We start from the raw sequence: 17877 nt of genomic DNA, 5'->3' as shown, positions 1-17877 counted from the left end.
GCTCGTTTCCAGACATTAAGACGTCCAGTATACCGAAGTTATTCCCACGGGCGGCGCCCGCCGGGGGGCGGCGCATTGTCGCGGCGGCGCGCGGGCAGTCGATGGGGATGGCGTGCGTGAGTAAATCAACAGTTATTAATATTATGAATTTATATTTAATTATTTAATTAAATAGTGCATTTGTAGTTCGCTCTTGTTGTTTTTTTGAAATCACAACACATTGATTATATTGAGATAATAATATTTGTGAGTTTTTGTGAAGAATTTGTGGAATAAGTGTTAAACGGGGCGCATCTTGGTTCATTGAGGATTGCCTCACACCGCGTGCGATGGCGTGCGGTTGTAAGAAAAGACGATAAGTATCGCTATCCAGAGGGAGATCACCATGATGAGTCGATTTGTTTTCAGGGCGCTGCTGGCGCTGGTGTCACTGGGCCTGCTGGCGGCCGGCCCGGCTTCCGCCGAAGTGAAGATGCCGCCCATCGAACAGAAGCCTTTCGCCACCCACCATATCGTGCTGCAGATCAGCGACCCCAACCCGATGAAGCAGACCTTGGTTCTCAATGTGGCGGCCAATCTGGCCCGCTACTACGGCCCGGACAAGGTCGATCTTGAAATTGTGGCCTTCGGGCCCGGCCTGCGCCTGCTGCTCGACAACAACGTGAACCGCAAGCGTGTCATCGAGATGGCCAAGAACTACGGCATCAAGTTCGACGCCTGCCACAACACGCTGATGAATTTCTCCAAACAGCTCGGCTACACCCCGAAGCTGAATCCCGAGGCCGAGGTGGTCCCGGCGGGCGCCGCGCGCATCGTGGATCTCGTGCAGCATGGCTACATTCTGATCAAGCCCTGATCGACGGCGCGTCGTTCCGGGTTTCATTTCGTTCATAACAATTCGAGATCAGGGGAGTGTCTATGAAAAATCCTTCGAAGACCGTCTTCGCCAAGAGCATGCTGGCCGCGGCCGTCGCCGCGTCCATGGGCCTTGCGGCGCAATCCGCCGAGGCGGCCAACTGGCTGCAGCTCTACAATACCTCGCCCCCGGGCGTGTCGAAGCCGGTCAATGTCTGGGGCTTCATCCAGCCCGACTATGCGACCACCAGCGGCAATACCGTCAGCGGCCTGCAGGGACCACCTTCGGTCCGGGCCTTCAACGGCGCGGTGCCGAACTTCAACCTGATCGGTCCGAATCTGAGTTCCACCAACAGCTTCAACCTGCTGCGCGGCCGTATCGGCGTGCGCGGCACGCTGTCGCCGCTGGACAACAAGGTCGACTACTTCTTCCTGACCGAGTTCGGCAACAATGGCATGACCTACTTCGCCGGCCAGCACCCGGTGGTTTCGGATGCCTTCGTGACCTGGAATGCCGATCCCAAGCTGGTGCGTTTCTCGCTGGGCCTGCAGAAGGTGCCGGGCAGCTGGGAGTCGCGCGTGGGCATCCCGGTGCTGCCGTTCGTCAACTACAGTACGGCTTCGCTGCAGAATACGCTGGAACGCTTCATCGATCCCAAGACGCAGGTGACATCGGCGGGCAATGGCGGATACCAGTTCATTCCTTCGAGTAGCAATGTGACGGGTTATGGCTCGTATCGCGATATCGGCCTCAAGGTATTCAACTGGTTCGACCGCGGCCCCTGGGAATATGCCTACGCCTTCATGGTGGGCAACGGTGGGCCGATCACCGCCACCAACAACAACAACGGCATGGACACCTACGGCATGCTGCGCATGTCCTACGTGTTCGGCGGCAAGGGCGCCTATCGCAACGACGCTGGCGCTTGGGTGTGGTTCCACAACGGCCAGCGCAAGATCGATCAGATCGGCACCTACAAGCTCAACCGCTGGGGTGTGGGCGGCGAATACGGGCGGCACCAGCGTCAGGCCGGCGGTTACATCATGCACGCCGGCTACATGCAGGCAAGTGGATGGATCCTCGCGCCCGCGCCGTTCCAGTACGACGCGTCCGTAGCCAGCCAGTACTCCGGCCAGGCTCTGGGTGGATACAACAACCTGACCCAGTGGACCATCTATCCCGGCAGCGACAACAAGGCCTGGGGTGCGTACATCCAGGGCGGTTACTACGTCACCCACAACGTCCAGCTGCAGCTGCGCTACGACCAGTACAACCGCCTGACCAACAACGCGGCGCTGGAACGCGACTTCAAGACCTGGACGCTGGGAGCGCAGTACTTCCTCACCAAGAGCACGCGCCTGACCCTGAACTACGCAATCCAGAAGCTGGACGTGCCGCACCCGGATGCGATCACCAATCCGGTGCAGCGCAACAACGCGCAGCAGATCGCCAATTCGATGGGCAACCGAATCGATCTGGAGCTGACCGCGGTGTTCTGATCGCGCGGGCAGTCTTTACCGATTTTTCTCCGGTGCGGTAATAACCGCCGTTGCCCCGGCCTTGCGCCGGGGCTTCTTTTTTCGCGCTTGCGAACGAGTGGCACGGACCCGCCCTTGTCTCGCCGGCGGGCGCCCAGTAGTCTCCGGCAGATGTCGATCAAGCTGCCTCATCCGGATGCCACGGCCTTGCTGCCGCCGCCGCTGCAAGCGCGCTTCGCGCATCAGTGGGCGCGCTATCTGGAACGTCACGATGGCGATGCGGTGCTGTCTCCCGACCTGCCCGACAGCCTGCCGCGCGTTTGGGCGCTGAGTGACTTCGTGGCCGAAAGCTGCATTCAGTCGTCCGCGCTGATGCGCATGCTGATCGCGGACGACGCGCTGGTCGCCGCAGACAGGGCCGGCAAACTCAAGGCGCGCGTCCATGACGCCTTGGGGGGCGTGGAAGAAGAAGCCGCGTTCATGCGCGCGATCCGCGAGTGTCGCCGCCGCGAAATGGTCCGCATCGCCTGGCGTGATCTGGCGGGTGCGGCCGATCTGGCCGAAACCCTGGCGGATCTGTCCGAACTGGCCGATTGGCTGATCGAGGCGGCGCTGGCTTTTGCCGAGGACGCGCTCGCGCCGCGCTTCGGCCGTCCCGCCGACGGTCAGCGCCTGATCGTGCTGGCCTTGGGCAAGCTGGGCGGCGGCGAGCTGAATTTCTCCTCCGACGTCGACCTCATCTTCGCCTATGCGTCACCCGGACAGACCGACGGCCGCCAGTCGCTGGATCATCAGGCGTATTTCACGCGCCTGGCCCAGCGCCTGATCCGCTACCTGGCGGAGGCGACGGCGGACGGTCAGGTCTGGCGAGTGGATATGCGCCTGCGTCCCTTCGGCGACGATGGTCCGCTGGTCACGCATGCCGCGTCGATGGAGCATTACTACGCGGCGCACGGCCGGGAGTGGGAGCGCTATGCCTGGATCAAGGCGCGCGTGGCGGCTGGCGACCATGCGGCCGGCGAGCGCCTGCTGGCGACGTTACGGCCTTTCGTCTATCGGCGCTACCTCGACTATGGCGTGTTCGAATCGCTGCGCGAGATGAAGGCGATGATCAACCGCGAGTCGGAAAAGCGCGGCGAGCATGTCGATCTCAAGCGCTCGCCCGGCGGTATTCGAGAGATCGAGTTCATCGGCCAGGGCTTCCAGCTGATTCGTGCGGGCCGCGACCGCGGGCTGCAGCACCGCGGCATTCGCGAGACCCTCGCGCGGCTGGCCGACCGGGATCTGCTGCCGCGATGGGCGGAACGGGAATTGCAGTCGGCCTACGTCTATTTGCGCCAGGCCGAGAACCGCCTGCAGATGCAGGCCGATCAGCAGACGCATCGTCTGCCCGAGGATGCGTTGGGGCGATTGCGGCTGGCCTGGTCCATGGGCTGCGAGGATTGGCCGTCCTTCCGCGCCGTGCTCGACGAGCAGATGCGCGGTGTGCACGAGCATTTCGAGCGCATGTTCGCCTCGCCTCAGCTCGAGGCGGGCGGCGCGGGCGATGACGGACTCGCCCGCGCCTGGCGCGAAGGGGATGAAGCGGCGCTGCGCACGCTTCTTGCCGCCGACGGTTATGAGGAGACCGAAGCCGGGGCGGCCGCCGAACATCTCGCCGCACTGGCCAACGCACCGGCCACCCGTACCTTGACCGAAACCGCCCGCCAGCGACTGGCCCAGCTCGTGCCCCTGCTGGTGCGGGCGGCGGTCACGCTGCCTGCGCCGGCGCGGACGCTGGCGCGGGCGTTGACCCTGATCCAGGCCATGGCGGGCCGTTCGGTCTACCTCGCGCTGCTGGTGGAGAGCCCGCTGGCGCTATCGCAGCTGGTACGCCTGTGCGCGGCCAGCCCCTGGATCGCCGAGCAGCTGGCGCGCATGCCGCTGCTGCTAGACGAACTGCTGGACCCGCGTAGCCTGTACGCGCCGCCGGAGCGCGAAGGGCTGGCCCGCGAGCTGTCGGCGGCGCTGGCCGAGGTGCCGGACGACGACGTGGAACAGCTGATGGATCGCCTGCGTCAGTTCAAGGCGGCTCAGGTGCTCAAGGTCGCGGCCGCGGACGTGACCGGCGCGTTGCCGCTGATGCGGGTAAGCGACCAGCTGACCTGGATCGCCGAGGTGATACTCGATAGGGTGCTGGCCGTGGCTGGTCACCAGCTTGCCGCCCGGCACGGCCCGCCCTGGCTGGCCGGCGAGGACCGCGAGGCGGGTTTTGGGATCGTGGCCTACGGCAAGCTCGGTGGCATCGAGCTGGGTTATGGTTCCGATCTGGACGTGGTGTTCCTCTACGAATCCGGTACCGGCGAGCAGCTCACGCGCGGCGAGCGCCCGATCGACAACGCGGTCTATTTCGCGCGCCTCGCGCAGCGGGTGATACACCTGCTCGGCACTTATACGTCGGCGGGCACGCTCTACGAGATCGATATCAGGCTGCGCCCCAGCGGCGCCTCCGGCCTGCTGGTCAGTTCGCTGGATGCCTTCTCGCTTTACCAGCAGGATCAGGCCTGGGTGTGGGAGCATCAGGCCCTGGTGCGCGCGCGTTTCATCGCCGGCGCACCGTCGGTGGCATCGGGCTTTGCCGCCATTCGCGAGCGCACCTTGTGTCGGGAACGGGCGCCTGCGGCGCTGCGCCGCGAGGTGCGCGAGATGCGCGAACGCATGTGGCGGACGCTGGGCAGCCGCGATCCTGTGCAATTCGATCTGAAAAAGGACCCGGGCGGTATCGCGGATATCGAATTTCTGGTGCAATATAACGTGCTCTTGCACGCGCGCGCCCATCCGGCGCTGGTCCGCTACACGGACAATATCCGTCTACTGCAAGCGTTGGCCGAGGCGGGCGTCATGGACCCGGCCGACGCCGCGTTGCTGACGGATGCCTACAAGGCCTATCGAGACCGCACGCATGCCCTGACGCTCCAGGCGATGCCCGCCGTGGTGCCGTCGGACGAGGTCGCCGGCCTGCGGGCCGCGGTGGGCCGCCTGTGGGAGGCGCAGCTGGGCGAAGAGGGTGCGGCGCCCTGAGGGCGTCGATTCACAAACACGAACGACGATGCACATGACAGGAGAAAAACGATGACGATGGCCGACCGCGACGGTCTGATCTGGCTCGACGGCGAGATGGTCCCCTGGCGCGAGGCCAAGGTGCACGTGCTCACCCATACCCTGCATTACGGCATGGGCGTGTTCGAGGGCGTACGCGCCTACCGCACCCCCCGCGGGCCGGCGATCTTCCGTCTCGAGGATCACACCCGTCGGTTGTTCAACTCGGCCAAGATCCTCGGCATGGAGATTCCCTTCGACCCCGAGCTGATCTCGCAGGCCCAGATCGAGGTCGTGCGCCAGAACAAGCTCGACAGCGCCTATATCCGGCCGATGTGCTTCTACGGCTCGGAGAGCATGGGGTTGCACGCACAGAACCTGAAGGTGCACTGCATGGTCGCGGCCTGGCCCTGGGGCAGCTATCTCGGGCAGGAAGGCCTCGAGCGCGGTATCCGCGTGAAGGTCTCCTCGTTCAGCCGTCACCACATCAATGTCACCATGTGCCGCGCCAAGTCCAACGGCAGCTACATGAATTCCATGCTGGCGGTGAAGGACGCCACCGCCTGCGGCTACGACGAGGCCCTGCTGCTCGACACCGAGGGCTACGTGGCCGAGGGCAGCGGCGAGAACGTGTTCATCGTGCACGACGGCGCCCTCTACACCCCGGACCTCACCTCCGCGCTGGACGGCATCACCCGCCGCACCATCTTCGCCTTCGCGGAATCCTTCGGCATCCCGGTGCGCGAGAAGCGCATCACCCGCGACGAGGTCTACATCGCGGACGAGGCCTTCTTCACCGGCACCGCCGCCGAGGTCACCCCGATCCGCGAGGTGGACGGCCGCGCCATCGGCAGCGGCTCGCGCGGGCCGATCACCGAGCGCCTGCAGCAGCAGTACTTCGATGTGGTGCAGGGGCGCGATGCGGGTTACGATCACTGGCTGAGCTACGTCTGAAGCGAACGAAGCCAACAGGGATAATAAAGATGCCGAACCCGCATACCGCCGACCACCAGGGCGAATACCGCACGCCGAATGCCGCGCGCGTCGTGGCCGTCAGCGACACCGACCTGCCACTGCACTGCCCCATGCCGGGTAGTGCCTTATGGAGCTCGCACCCACGCGTCTATCTGCCCATCGACGAGATGGCGCCGGGGCCGGATGGCGTGCGGCATGCCAGTTGCCCGTACTGCGGGACCGAATACGCCTACAAGGCGGGCTGAGGTCCTGGGCGCCGGCATGGGGGCGGTGGCCGCCGAACCCCAACGATGCCTGATCGTCGGCCCGTCCTGGGTCGGCGACATGATCATGGCCCAGAGCCTTTTCAAGTTGTTGCGCGCGCGTTTCCCCGAGCTCGTGATGGACGTGCTCGCACCGGGCTGGACCGCGCCGCTGCTGGCGCGCATGCCGGAAGTGCGGCAGGCGATCCCGCAGCCTGTGGGCCATGGGCGCCTGGGGCTGAGCGAGCGCTACCGGCTTGGACGCCGCCTGCGTGCCGAGGCCTACGACTGGGCCGTGATCCTGCCCAGCAGCCTCAAGTCCGCGCTGGTGCCGTGGTTTGCCGGGATCCCGCGCCGCACCGGCTTTCTGGGCGAGTATCGCTATGGACTGCTCAACGACCGACGCCGGCTGGACAAGCGCGCATTGCCGCGCACGATACAGCGTTTTGCCGCGCTGGGCCTGCCGCCGGGGGCGTCGGCCGCGTTCGAGTCGCTGCCGTTTCCCGCGCTGCACGTCGACCGGGACATCGCCATCGAGACGGCGGCACGGCTCGGGCTAGATGCCTCGCGGCCGGTGCTGGCGTTGTGCCCGGGAGCCGAGTATGGCCCGGCCAAGCGCTGGCCGCCCGAGTATTTCGCCGCCGTCGCCCGGCACTACCGCACACAGGGTTGGCAGTCGTGGGTGTTCGGCTCGGAGCGCGACAAGGCCATGGCCGAGGTCGTCTGCCGCGACGCCGGCCCCGACTGCGTCAACCTGGCGGGCCGGACCACGCTGACCGAAGCCGTCGACCTGATGGCCCTGACGCGCGCCGTGGTCAGCAACGATTCCGGCCTGATGCATCTGGCGGCGGCGCTGGAACGTCCGCTGGTGGCGGTCTACGGCTCGTCCGATCCGGACTTCACCCCGCCGCTGGCCATGCCGGGCAGGGCGCGCATCGAGCGCCTCGGTCTCGAATGCAGCCCCTGCTTCAAGCGCGAATGCCCGCTCGGTCATCTCGAATGCCTGCGCGGTCTGCACCCCGAACGCGTGGTGCGCGCGCTGGACGCACTGGTCGTCTGATGCGCGTGTTGCTGGTCAAGCTGTCCTCGCTGGGCGACGTGATCCATACCCTGCCGGCGCTCAGCGACGCCTTCCGCGCCTTGCCCGGCATCCGCTTCGACTGGGTGGTGGAGGAGGGTTTTGCCGAGATTCCCGCCTGGCACCCTGCGGTCGACCGCGTCATACCCGCTGGCCTGCGCCGCTGGCGGCGCAACTGGCGTGGCACCCGAGTCGAGCGCCGGGCATTTCGCGCCTGGCTGGGCGAGCGCGAATACGACCGCGTGATCGACGCCCAGGGCCTGATCAAGAGCGCCTGGGTGGCGCGGCTCGCCCGCGGCCCGCGCTGGGGGCTGGATCGCGCCTCGGCGCGCGAACCGCTGGCCGCCTGGGCCTACGCGCATCGGGTGCGCGTGTCCCGCGACCAGCATGCCGTCGTGCGCACGCGTCTGCTGCTGGCCGCTGCGCTGGGTTACCCGCCCCCGGACAGCCCCGCGTCCTACGGCCTGCAGCGCGACCGCCTGCCGGCGCCACCCGTGCCGGCAGGCGACCTGCTGTTTCTGCACGGCACCACCTGGCCGAGCAAGCACTGGCCGGAGACCTACTGGCGCGAACTGACGGCCATGGCCGCAGCCGCGGGGCATCGCATTTTGCTGCCCTGGGGCAGCGAGGCCGAGCGCGCGCGTGCCGAGTCCATGGCCGCGGCGGGCGGCGATGCGGCCACGGTACTCCCGCGTTGCGGTCTGGGCGAGCTGGCCGCGCTGATCGGCGCTTCGCGCGCGGTCGTAGGGGTCGATACCGGGCTGGCGCACCTGGCCGCGGCGTTGGGTACGCCCTCGGTGACCCTGTACGGCGCGACCCGCGCCGACCGCACCGGCACCTTCGGCGAGCGGCAGGTGCATCTGGCCGCGGATTTCCCCTGTTCGCCCTGCCTCGCGCGGGAGTGCCGTTATCGCGGCGAGGCCGCGGTGCAGCCGGCCTGCTACGCGACGCTCGGCCCCGAGCGCGTTTGGCGCGAACTGGACGCATTGCTGGCAGCCGGACCACGGGGGGTGGCAGGTGGCGCGTGAACCTTTTTCGGCCGTCATCATCACCCACAACGAGGCCGCGCGTATCGGTGCCTGCCTCGACTGCCTCGACTTCGCCGACGAAATCCTGATCGTCGATTCCGGCAGCACCGACGGCACCCTGGCCATCGCCGAGGGCCGCGGCATCCGCGTGGTACATCACGACTGGGCCGGCTTCGGCCCTCAGAAGCGTTTTGCCGTGGATCAGGCCCTGCACGACTGGGTGTTGTGCGTGGATGCCGACGAACGCGTTTCCGAGGCTCTGCGTGCGAGCATCGAGGGGGCGCTGACCGAACCCAAGGCGATGGTTTGCCGCATCGCCCGGCGCAACCGCTTCATGGGGCGCTGGCTGCGCCACGGCGAAGGCTATCCGGACTACGTCATCCGCCTGTTTCACCGCGATCACGCCGAGTGGAGCGAGGATGCGGTGCACGAAACCGTGCTCACCGACGATCCCGTCATCACCCTCGCGGGCGATCTGCTGCACGAATCCGAGTACGGGGTCGCCGAATACGCGGCCAAGCAGGCACGCTACGCCCACCTGCAGGCCGAAAGGGTGCGCGCCGCGGGCGGCGGCTCCTCCTGGGTGCGCGCGGTCGTCAGTCCGGGGCTGCGCTTCGTCAAGTTCTACGTGATCAGGCTAGGCTTCCTCGACGGCCTCCCCGGTCTCGCGCACATTCTGCTAGGCTGCTTCGCCTCGTTTCTCAAGCACCTCGATCTGGTGGCCGGCCGGCGGCGCGGCACCGACTAGGAATCGTCATGTCAGATATAGCTATGCCCACCCTCGACGTGCCGACCCGCCCGCGCATCCTGGTCATCCGCCGCGACAACATCGGCGATCTGGTCTGCACCCTGCCGATGATTACCGCCTTGCGGCGCCGCTACCCGGAGGCGCACATCGCCGCGCTGGTCAACAGCTACAACCGCGACGTGCTGGCAGGTCACCCCGACCTCGATGCGGTCTACGCCTACACCAAGGCCAAGCATCGCGAGGACGGCGAGAGCGTCGCGGGGGTGTACTGGCGGCGCATCAAGCTCACCCTGCACCTGCGTCGCGAGCGCTTCGATTACGCCGTTCTCGGCGGCGCGCACTTCCTGCCGCGGGCGCTGCGTCTGGCGCGTCCGCTGGGGGCGCGCCACATCGTCGGTTTCACCGAGCCTGGGCGGCGCGGTGCGGGCGCCATCGACACGCCGGTACCCTACGGCAGCGGCGCGGGTATGCACGAGGTCGAGGACATCTTCCGCCTGCTCGCGCCCTTCGGCATCGAGGGGCCGCCGCCGGCCGCCCGGCTCGCGCCCGATGCGGTGCTTGCCGACGCGATCCGTACGGGCCTGCCCGCCGCGGCAGCCGGCAGGCCGCTGGTCGGGCTGCACGTCAGCGCACGCAAGCCCTCCAACCGCTGGCCGGTGGAGCGCTTCGTCGAACTCGCGCGGCGCCTGCACGAGGCACACGGCGCGCACTTCCTGCTGTTCTGGTCGCCGGGTGCGCCGGACGACCGTTTCCATCCCGGCGACGACGACAAGGCGGATCATCTCGCCGCCGTGCTGGGCCCGGATCTGCTCACCCCCTGCCGCACCGAGCGACTCGCCGAGCTGATCGCGGGGCTTTCGCTGTGCGACCGGGTGATCTGCAGCGACGGCGGCGCGATGCACATCGCCGCGGCGCTGGAGCGGCCCATCGTCTGCCTGTTCGGCGCCACCGATCCGGTGCGCTGGCATCCCTGGGCCACGGATTACCGCCTGCTGCAGACGCCGGCCCGCGACGTCAGCGATGTCGATGTCGATGCGGTGCTTGTGGCTTTCTCGGAACTGATGTCCCGCTAAACGGCGGGCTGACCGCAGATCGACATGAATATCCTGCTGATCACCAACGAATTCAGCACTCGCAACGGTTGGGCGACCGTCGCCCTGGAGCTGGTCGTGCGTTTGCGCGAGCGCCACCGCGTGACGGTGCTGTCCGAGCAGGGCGATGCGCAGAACTCCGGGCTTGACCTGATCACCTCCAATGGTTACAGGACGCCGCGCGCGCTGCGCCGCGATGCCGACAGCATCGTGCGATGCCTGTCAGGCGAACGCTTCGACGTGATCGTGTGCGCGATCGAGCCGCATCTCCCGCTTGCCGCGCGGCTCAAGCGCCGTCTCGGCATCCCGCGTCTGGTGCTGATCGGACAGGGGACCTATATCTACTACCCCTTCATCCGTGGTCGATGGCGCTGGCCGAATCGCTGGGCCGCGCGCGCGGTCGACATGCTGGTCGTGCCCAGCGGCTTCACCGCAGCCAAGGCGCGGGCCTGGTACCGCGGGCCGCTGGAGATCGTGCCCTGGGGTGTCAACACCGAGACCTACCGTCCGCTGCCAGAGGTCGAAAAGGAGTCGGCTTTCCTTTTCGTGGGCGCGCAGAAACCGCGCAAGGGTGTCGACGATCTGCTCGACGGTTTCGCGCGACTGGTCACCGAGTACCCCGAGGCGCGGTTGTACCTGGTCGGCAGCCCGAGCGAGCGTTATACGCGGCGGATTGCCGAACTGGGCATCGACGCGCAGGTGATCAAGACCGGCGTCGTGACGCACGAACAACTGCTTGGCTATTACGCCCGCTGTCTCTGTCATGTATTGCCCTCGGTCAACACCCACGACGCCTTCGAGGGCTACGGCCTGGTGCATCTCGAAGCCAACGCCTGCGGTATTCCCTCCATCGGCTCGCTCGGCACGGCCAACGAGGAAATCATCGTCGATGGCGTGAATGGCCTGTTGTGCAAGCCTCACGATCCCGAATCGGTCTATCGCTGCATGCGCCGCATCCTCAACGACGACGGTGCCACACAGCGTATGTTCGAGGCGTCGCTGCAGCATGCCCGCGGCTATACCTGGGGACGGGTGATCGAAGCCTTCGAGGCACGCATTTTGCCGGTCAGCGGGACGGCGAGTGAGGCCGATCAACCCAGTTCGGCGAGGAACTGAAGCAGGGCCTCGCCGAGGTGCGCATAGTCGCGCTGCGCGCGTACCGCTTCCCGCCCGCGTTCGCCCATCGCGTCCAACGGATCGCGACCGAGGGTCAGCACGCGTTCCACGCCTGCGGCGATGCCCGCCTCGTCGAAGGGGCAGTACAGGGCAGCCTCCTCGTCGAACACCGCGCGGTAGTCCGGCAGCTCCGAGAGCAGGGCGGGGATGCCTGCGGCGTAGTATTCGAAGGTCTTGGTCGGCGACGAACCGAGGTAAAGGCGCAGCGGCGGGATCAGGCCGAGGCCCACGTCTGCCTCGGCGAGGCGGCGCAGCAGCGCGTCGCGCGGTACCGGCGGGTGATAGACGAAGCGCGGATCGTTCGGCAGGCCGAGGCGTTTCCGCCCGGCCTCGTCCAGCGGCGTGTAGAGGTGCAGCTCATAGTCGCCGCGGGCGGCGGCGAAGCCCGCCAGCACCGTATCCATGCGCCGCAGCCGGTCGATGGTGCCGGCGTAGACGAAGCGGATCGGACCGCTGCGCGGCGGGCGTGCGGGCAGGCCGAGGCCGGCGAAGTCGAAGCCGAGCGGCAGTGGGTGGCTGGGCACGTTAAGCGCCGGGTGGAACAGGCGGCGGTGGGTGTCTGTGATCGGCAGATAGGCATCGCAGCGGGCAATCAGCCGCGCCTCCGCGCGCGCGCGCCAGCGGTATTCCAGCGCCTTGCGCAGCCTGGCGCGGCCGGTTACGCGGGATTCGTGATAGCGCCGGTAGGCATGCGGGAAGGAGTCCCAGAAGGCGATGCGCGGGCCGTGCCCGCTGCGCGCGCGCAGCATCGCTGCGAGCGCGGGAAAGAGGTTGCGCACCACGATCCAGTCATAATCCCCGAGGTCGACGAGACCGCCCAGCGCATCGGCCAGCCCACGGCGCCGGCAGGCGTGGGGCAGGGTGATCGTCCCGTCCTCGCGCAGGGCGCGCGTCGCCTCGCGGTCGAAATAGACCCGCTCGACCTGGGCGAGACCGGCCAGACGGCGTCCGAAGATCGCTTCCACGGCGGAGTGGTCGCTGCCGCGGTAGAGGTCGGTGACGAGCAGGATGCGCACGGCGGTTCAGGTGCCGGTCGCGGCGCGCCGGTCCAGCCGGGCCAGGACCGCGGCGGCCACCGCATCGACGCCGATGCGCGACATGGGTTCGGGCAGGGTGCGTGCCGTCGCGTCCCAGGGAGCGGTCAGCACGGTGTGGCGGTCGAGGTCGTAGAGCGGGCCGGCCCCGGCGGGGTCCGAGGCGCCGAACAGGCAGACGGTGGGCGTGCCGACCGCGATGGCGACATGCATCGGGCCGGTGTCGCCGGTCACCAGCACGTCGAGGCGCTCGATCAGCGCGGGCAGGCGGTCCAGCCCCAGCGTCCCGGCAAGATCGACCGCCGCCTCGCCGATGCCTTCGGTGATGCGGCGGCAACGCGCGGCCTCGGCCGGCGAGCCGGTGAGCACCAGGCGCAGACCGGGTCGGCGTGCGGCGAGGGTACGCCCGAGCGCGACATAGTGTCGTTCCGGCCAGGCGCGATGGGGTTCGGAGGCGCCGGTCTGCAGCCCGACCAGCGGCGTGTCCGCGACCAAGCCGTGTGCGGCGAGAACGGTCCGGGCCGCTTCTCGCGCCGCACCGTGCACCGGCAGGTGCATGCGCGGATCGTCGCTGTCCGCGCCGGCCAGATGCGCTACCGCGAGGCGCTGGCGCAGGCCATGGCCGAGGTCCTGCCAGGTCAATCGCGGCTCGGCATTGCTGAGCAGGAAGCGATTACGGCTGGTGTTGGGCAGCTTGAAGATGAAGGGAATGCCGGCGAGGGACAGCAGTGGCGTCATCTGCGGTTCGTTGCCGTGAAACACCGCCGCGGCGTCGGGGCGCAGCCTGCGCAGTGCGCCCAGGGTACGCGCGAAATCGCCGTAGCGTCCGCTGTAGAAGATCCGTTCGTCGATGTCCGGGTGACCGTCCAGCAGACGACCGGTGGCTGGGTGCAGCAGGGCGACGAGACGGGCCTCGGGGTAGCGCGCGCGCAGGGCGTGGATGCCGGCGGTGCTCATCGCGGTATCGCCGAGCGCGGTGGTGGAGACGGCGAGCAGGGTGTTCACCGCCGCGGGCGCGAAGTCCGCCGCGGGACGCGGGTGGCGGCCGAGCGCGTGGGCGGCGCGCAGGCCGAGGTAGAGCAGGTCGGTGAGGGGCTGGACGCGCATCCGCCTCAGCGCCGCAGCGCCAGGTAGAGTCTGGCCCGCCGCGGCGAGCGGTAGATGAAGAGCTGGCGGGCGAGCCAGCTGCCCGGACGTTCCTTGGTGTCGATGCGGCGGATGGCGGCGATGTTGTCGAAGGGCAGATTGGTGCCGCGGATCACGCTGTACTGGGCCTGGAAGCCGAGGCCGGCGGCGAGCGTCGGATATTCCGCTTCGATATGGCCCCAGGGCCAGCACAGATGGCGATCGTTGAGACCGAGTCGTTCGGCCAAGGTCGCGCGCGAGCGTTCCAGGTCCTCGCGCAGCGCGGCGTTGCGCGCGGCGGGGTCGGGGTGCAGCTGGTCCCAGCGCACGTGGCCGTGGCTGTGGGAGTGAAATTCCACCGTGCCGTCGGCGCTCATCGCCTCGATCTCGGACCAGCGCAGCATCGCGCGGTCGGCTTCGCCGGCCTCGATCAGGCGCTTGCAGGTGCGGTGGTCCGGGCAGTCGGGCAGGTCTTCCCAGCCGCCCGCGTGCGGACGCGGCTGTCCGTCGCCGATCCAGCCGGTGACGGCGAAGATGATCGCGTGCAGCCCAAGGCGCTTGAGCACCGGGTAGGCGTGCACGTAGTTGTCGAGGTAGCCGTCGTCGAAGGTGATCGCCACGCTGCGTTTCGGGAGTGTGGCGCGGCCCTGCATGAAGGCGAGCAGTTCGTCGGCGGTGATCGTCCGGTAGCCGCTGCGCGCGAGCTGCGTCATGTGCGCCTCGAAGGTCGCCGGCGATACGGTGACCAGTCCGGGGCGGGGCGTGACATGGTGGTACATGAGCACGGGTACGGCGCGGGCGGTCATCGGGCGGTTCTCGCGGAGTGGTGCAGCAGATCGTCGCACAGTCGCTCGGTGGCATCGAGCATGGCGTCGAGGCTGAAGTGGGCGTGCACGTGCGCGCGTCCACGCTCGCCGAGGCTGCGTGCCCAGTCGGGGTCGGCGAACACGCGCTCCAGGGCGGCAGCCATGGCCTCGGCGTCCTCTGGCGGGACCAGCAGACCGGTGTCCTCGTCGCGGATCAGTTCGGGCACGCCGCCGACGCGGGTGGCGACCACCGGCAGGCCGAGTCCCAGCGCCTGGGTCACGGCTTGCGGCACGCCCTCGGAGCGCGAGCTGAGCAGCAGGGCATCGGCGGCGCCCAAGAGGTCGGGGACGTCGTCGCGATGTCCGAGGAAGTGCACGCGGCCGCTGAGTCCCAGCGCGTCGGCGCGCGCGCCCAGTTCGTCGCGCATCGGTCCGTCGCCGGCGAGGATCAGCTGCAGCCGCGGCCGCGCGTCGGCCAGTCGCTGCAGCGCATCGAGCGCCAGCAGGTGGCGCTTGACCCCGCGCAGCACGCCGACCATGAGCAGCAGTTCGTCGTCCTCGCCGAGCCCGAGAGCAGCACGCACCGTGGCGCGGTCGCGGGTCGGGCGGAAACCGGCGAAGTCGATGCCGGTGGGGATGCTCACCACCTGTGCGGCGGGGAAGCCGCACTCCTCCACCAGGCGCGCGCGCACCGCCTCGCCGCAGGCGACGATGCGATCGGGCAGGTAATGCACGAAGTTGGTCCAGCCGCGGCGCAGCGGATTGTTGAGATGGCGCGTGCGCAGCAGCACCGGGCTGCGCGCCCAGCGTGCGGCGATGCCGCCGACCCAGCTGTCGACGCCGCTGTGGGTGTTGACCACGTCGATGCGCAGCCGGCGCAGCTCGCGTGCGAGGCGCGCCGCGCTGGCGAGATCGGCGGCACCGCGCAGCGGCAGGATCAGGGTGGGTATGCCGGCGGTTTCGGCGGCGACGCGCAGTTGCGCGCTCTCTCGGGTGGCCAGCCAGATGTCGTGGCCGCGTGCGCGCATGCCGGCCATCTCGGCGAGGATGCGCCGCTCCTGGCCGCCGAAGCCGTCGGACCATTCCGTGTGCAGGATACGCATCAGGCCGCTCCCGAGCGCGCCAGCGCGGATTCCAGCTCCGCCATTACCAGCGAGGCGGGCAGGCGTTCCAGGCAGTCGCTGCGCTTGCTGCCGTCGCAGCCGTCTTGGCCGCAGGGCACGCAGGTCCAGGCCTGCTGGATGACCCGGTGCGGGCCGCTGCGTTGCAGGCCGGAACGCGCCGGATAGGGGTTGGTCGCGGCGTGGCCGTTCGGCCAGGGGCCCCAATCGAAGGCGCCGGAAGGGCCGAAGATCGCGACGACGGGCGTGCCCATGGCGGCGGCCATGTGCATGGGCGCGGTGTCGACGCCGAAGAAGAGGTCGGCCCGTTCGCTGAGCGCCGCGGTCTGCTTGAGGGTGAGGCGACCGCCGAGGTCGAGCGGGCGGTGCGCGCAGCGCCCGAGGATGGCGTCGAGCCGTTCGCGCTCGCGCGCGTCCGGGGCGCAGGAAACGGCCACCTGCAGGCCCAACCGGCCGATCAGGCGATCGATGACCGCGGCCATGCCGGCGTCGGTCCAGCACTTGAAAAACCAGCGCGAGGTGGGGTGGATGTGCACCAGCGGCCGGTCGGCGCGGTAGCCGCTCTCGTCGAGCAGGGCGCGCACGGCCTCGCGGTCGACATCGTCCACCGCGAGGATCACGCCGACCGCGCCGATCGCCGCCTCGGCGCCGCCGAGATCGAGGTTGCGCAGCACGGTATGGCGAGGGCCGGGCAGCGGCGCGACCGGCTCGTCGATCAGCCAGCGGCGCCAGCGCTTGTCCCTGCCCGCGGCGAAGGGCGCGCGCCGGCGTCGTGCGCCGGACAGGCGGGCGGCGATGGCGCCGCGGTCGCCCTCGGTGGTGCTGATCGCCAGATCGAAGCGGCGCGCGCGCAGGCTGCGGAAGAAGGCCAGCTCGCGGCGCAGCAGCGCGCGGCGCGATTCGCCGGGTTGGCGTGACGGATAGACGAACAGTTCTTCGAGATCGGGATGGCCGGCGAGCATGGATTCGGTGCCGGCCTTGACCAGTGCGCTGACGCGGTGGCCGCCGGCGCGCAGGGCCGAAACCAGCGGCGCGGTGAGCAGCACGTCGCCGATGTTGCGGAACTTGATCACCAGGACGTTCATCAGTAGAAGCGCGGCTCGTCGCCGGGCCGGTCCTTGAAGCGCCGGTTGACCCACAGGTACTGCTCCGGGAAGCGGCGCGCGAAATCCTCGATCAGGCGGTTGATGCGGGTGGCGTCGGCGGCGTCGTCGCCGCTGGGGAAGTCCTCAAGCACCGGCAGGAATTCGAGCAGGTAGCGCGCGCTGCCCGGCAGGCGGGCGCTGAAGAAGGGCACCACCGGCGCGCCGGTCAGGCGGGCGATGCGCGAGGTGCCGGTGTTGGTCGCCGCCGGTATGCCAAAGAAGGGCGCGAACACGCTGCCCTTGTGTCCGTAGTTCTGGTCCGAGGCGTACCACACGACGTGCCCCTCGCGCAGGCTGCGCAGCAGGCCGCGGGAGTCGTGGCGCGGGATGGCCTTGCCGTAGCGGCGCGAGCGGCTGGCCGACATCGCACGCTCGATCACCGGATTCTCGTGCGGGCGGTACATCACATGCAGGTCCATGCGCGCGGCCAGAGGTTGCCCGGCGATCTCGAGGTCGGTGAAATGCGCGCCGACCAGCATCACGCCGTGGCCCTGCGCGCGCGCCGCCTCGAAGTGCTCCAGCCCGGCCCATTCGACCTGACGCTGGATCTTCTCCGTTGGCGCCCACCAGCTCATCGCGGTCTCGATCACGCCCATGCCGAGCGAGGTGAAGTGGCGGCGTACCAGCTGCGCCCGCTCGGCCTCGCTGCGTTCGGGAAAGCACAGGTCGATGTTGATGCGCGCGATGCGCCGCCGACGCGGGGCGAATGCGTAGGCCACGCGTCCCAGTGTGCGGCCCACGGCCAGCGCCACCGGAAACGGCAGCCAGGTGACCGCGCGCAGCAATCCCAGCGCGACCCAGGTGGGCCAGTGGCGGGGGGCGAGCAGCAAGGGTTCGGCAGGCGGGGCGTCGGACACGTTCGATAAGCGCGCTAAATGCGCCATTCTACGGGGCCG

General features: G+C 68.5%; 16 protein-coding genes. 10 read left to right on the top strand and 6 right to left on the bottom strand.

The features are described 5' to 3' along the window. Nucleotides 1-388 precede the first annotated feature (388 nt). The 10 genes from THPRO_RS09765 to THPRO_RS09720 all read left to right on the top strand — a co-directional run bounded on the left by THPRO_RS09765 (nt 389) and on the right by THPRO_RS09720 (nt 11690). On the top strand, nt 389-856 hold the full coding sequence (locus THPRO_RS09765) for a DsrE family protein (RefSeq protein WP_038093725.1): 468 nt from the start codon (nt 389-391) through the stop codon (nt 854-856). 62 nt (nt 857-918) lie between these two features. After that, entirely contained in the window at nt 919-2355 is a 1437-nt protein-coding gene (locus tag THPRO_RS09760; protein WP_038093679.1) for a porin family protein, read from the top strand. Between the two features lie 156 nt (nt 2356-2511). After that, entirely contained in the window at nt 2512-5394 is a 2883-nt protein-coding gene (gene glnE, locus THPRO_RS09755; RefSeq protein WP_407922449.1) for a bifunctional [glutamate--ammonia ligase]-adenylyl-L-tyrosine phosphorylase/[glutamate--ammonia-ligase] adenylyltransferase, read from the top strand. Nucleotides 5395-5445: 51 nt separating this feature from the next. Continuing rightward, nucleotides 5446-6366 (top strand): branched-chain amino acid transaminase, encoded by a 921-nt coding sequence (locus tag THPRO_RS09750; RefSeq protein WP_038093681.1) that lies wholly within the window; start codon nt 5446-5448, stop codon nt 6364-6366. A 29-nt stretch (nt 6367-6395) separates the two neighbouring features. Further along, nucleotides 6396-6632 (top strand): zinc-finger domain-containing protein, encoded by a 237-nt coding sequence (locus THPRO_RS09745; RefSeq protein WP_065089560.1) that lies wholly within the window; start codon nt 6396-6398, stop codon nt 6630-6632. Nucleotides 6633-6648: 16 nt separating this feature from the next. Beyond that, the gene (gene waaF / locus THPRO_RS09740; protein WP_038093684.1) at nt 6649-7689 is read left to right on the top strand and encodes a lipopolysaccharide heptosyltransferase II; all 1041 of its coding nucleotides are present in this window, start codon (nt 6649-6651) and stop codon (nt 7687-7689) included. Continuing rightward, nucleotides 7689-8735, top strand: a complete 1047-nt coding sequence (gene waaC / locus THPRO_RS09735; RefSeq protein ID WP_038093687.1) for a lipopolysaccharide heptosyltransferase I — start codon at nt 7689-7691, stop codon at nt 8733-8735. The genes waaF and waaC overlap by 1 nt, the downstream gene beginning before the upstream one ends. Next, on the top strand, nt 8725-9483 hold the full coding sequence (locus THPRO_RS09730) for a glycosyltransferase family 2 protein (RefSeq protein ID WP_038093690.1): 759 nt from the start codon (nt 8725-8727) through the stop codon (nt 9481-9483). The genes waaC and THPRO_RS09730 overlap by 11 nt, the downstream gene beginning before the upstream one ends. 8 nt (nt 9484-9491) lie before the next feature. Then, on the top strand, nt 9492-10556 hold the full coding sequence (locus tag THPRO_RS09725) for a glycosyltransferase family 9 protein (RefSeq protein WP_052064708.1): 1065 nt from the start codon (nt 9492-9494) through the stop codon (nt 10554-10556). A 24-nt stretch (nt 10557-10580) separates the two neighbouring features. Then, nucleotides 10581-11690: a glycosyltransferase family 4 protein gene (locus THPRO_RS09720; protein ID WP_038093696.1), complete on the top strand. Its 1110-nt coding sequence runs from the start codon at nt 10581-10583 to the stop codon at nt 11688-11690. On the opposite strand, the gene THPRO_RS09715 is transcribed toward THPRO_RS09720, so the two are convergent. From THPRO_RS09715 to lpxL, 6 genes are read right to left on the bottom strand one after another with little or no spacing between them, the layout of a single operon-like run. Next, nucleotides 11666-12766, bottom strand: a complete 1101-nt coding sequence (locus THPRO_RS09715) for a glycosyltransferase family protein (RefSeq protein ID WP_038093699.1) — start codon at nt 12764-12766, stop codon at nt 11666-11668. The two genes, THPRO_RS09720 and THPRO_RS09715, sit on opposite strands and share 25 nt — an antisense overlap. Before the next feature lie 6 nt (nt 12767-12772). Next, a complete protein-coding gene (locus THPRO_RS09710; RefSeq protein WP_065089559.1) occupies nt 12773-13891 on the bottom strand; it encodes a glycosyltransferase family 9 protein in 1119 nt (372 codons plus the stop codon). 5 nt (nt 13892-13896) lie between these two features. After that, entirely contained in the window at nt 13897-14715 is an 819-nt protein-coding gene (locus THPRO_RS09705; RefSeq protein ID WP_038093731.1) for a polysaccharide deacetylase family protein, read from the bottom strand. Then, entirely contained in the window at nt 14712-15818 is a 1107-nt protein-coding gene (locus THPRO_RS09700; protein WP_052064709.1) for a glycosyltransferase, read from the bottom strand. Before THPRO_RS09700 ends, THPRO_RS09705 begins: the two co-directional genes overlap by 4 nt. Then, complete coding sequence (rfaQ, locus tag THPRO_RS09695) at nt 15818-16921, bottom strand: putative lipopolysaccharide heptosyltransferase III (protein WP_065089558.1); 1104 nt, start codon at nt 16919-16921, stop codon at nt 15818-15820. Before rfaQ ends, THPRO_RS09700 begins: the two co-directional genes overlap by 1 nt. Continuing rightward, entirely contained in the window at nt 16921-17838 is a 918-nt protein-coding gene (lpxL, locus tag THPRO_RS09690; protein WP_052064712.1) for an LpxL/LpxP family Kdo(2)-lipid IV(A) lauroyl/palmitoleoyl acyltransferase, read from the bottom strand. The genes rfaQ and lpxL overlap by 1 nt, the downstream gene beginning before the upstream one ends. Nucleotides 17839-17877 lie beyond the last annotated feature (39 nt).

Source organism: Acidihalobacter prosperus, from assembly GCF_000754095.2.
In the GTDB taxonomy this organism is placed as follows: Bacteria; Pseudomonadota; Gammaproteobacteria; order DSM-5130; family Acidihalobacteraceae; genus Acidihalobacter; species Acidihalobacter prosperus.
The sequence above is the reverse complement of the archived record's forward strand: the minus strand, read 5'-3'. Positions and strand labels throughout refer to the sequence as shown.

Excerpts from the sequence above, each read along its gene's own strand:
- THPRO_RS09765 (WP_038093725.1), top strand. The coding sequence starts at position 389 with ATGAGTCGATTTGTTTTCAGGGCGCTGCTGGCGCTGGTGTCACTGGGC.
- THPRO_RS09760 (WP_038093679.1), top strand. The coding sequence starts at position 919 with ATGAAAAATCCTTCGAAGACCGTCTTCGCCAAGAGCATGCTGGCCGCG.
- THPRO_RS09750 (WP_038093681.1), top strand. The coding sequence starts at position 5,446 with ATGACGATGGCCGACCGCGACGGTCTGATCTGGCTCGACGGCGAGATG.
- THPRO_RS09745 (WP_065089560.1), top strand. The coding sequence starts at position 6,396 with ATGCCGAACCCGCATACCGCCGACCACCAGGGCGAATACCGCACGCCG.
- waaF (WP_038093684.1), top strand. The coding sequence starts at position 6,649 with ATGGGGGCGGTGGCCGCCGAACCCCAACGATGCCTGATCGTCGGCCCG.
- waaC (WP_038093687.1), top strand. The coding sequence starts at position 7,689 with ATGCGCGTGTTGCTGGTCAAGCTGTCCTCGCTGGGCGACGTGATCCAT.
- THPRO_RS09725 (WP_052064708.1), top strand. The coding sequence starts at position 9,492 with ATGTCAGATATAGCTATGCCCACCCTCGACGTGCCGACCCGCCCGCGC.
- THPRO_RS09720 (WP_038093696.1), top strand. The coding sequence starts at position 10,581 with ATGAATATCCTGCTGATCACCAACGAATTCAGCACTCGCAACGGTTGG.
- THPRO_RS09710 (WP_065089559.1), bottom strand. The coding sequence starts at position 13,891 with ATGCGCGTCCAGCCCCTCACCGACCTGCTCTACCTCGGCCTGCGCGCC.
- THPRO_RS09705 (WP_038093731.1), bottom strand. The coding sequence starts at position 14,715 with ATGACCGCCCGCGCCGTACCCGTGCTCATGTACCACCATGTCACGCCC.
- THPRO_RS09700 (WP_052064709.1), bottom strand. The coding sequence starts at position 15,818 with ATGCGTATCCTGCACACGGAATGGTCCGACGGCTTCGGCGGCCAGGAG.
- rfaQ (WP_065089558.1), bottom strand. The coding sequence starts at position 16,921 with ATGAACGTCCTGGTGATCAAGTTCCGCAACATCGGCGACGTGCTGCTC.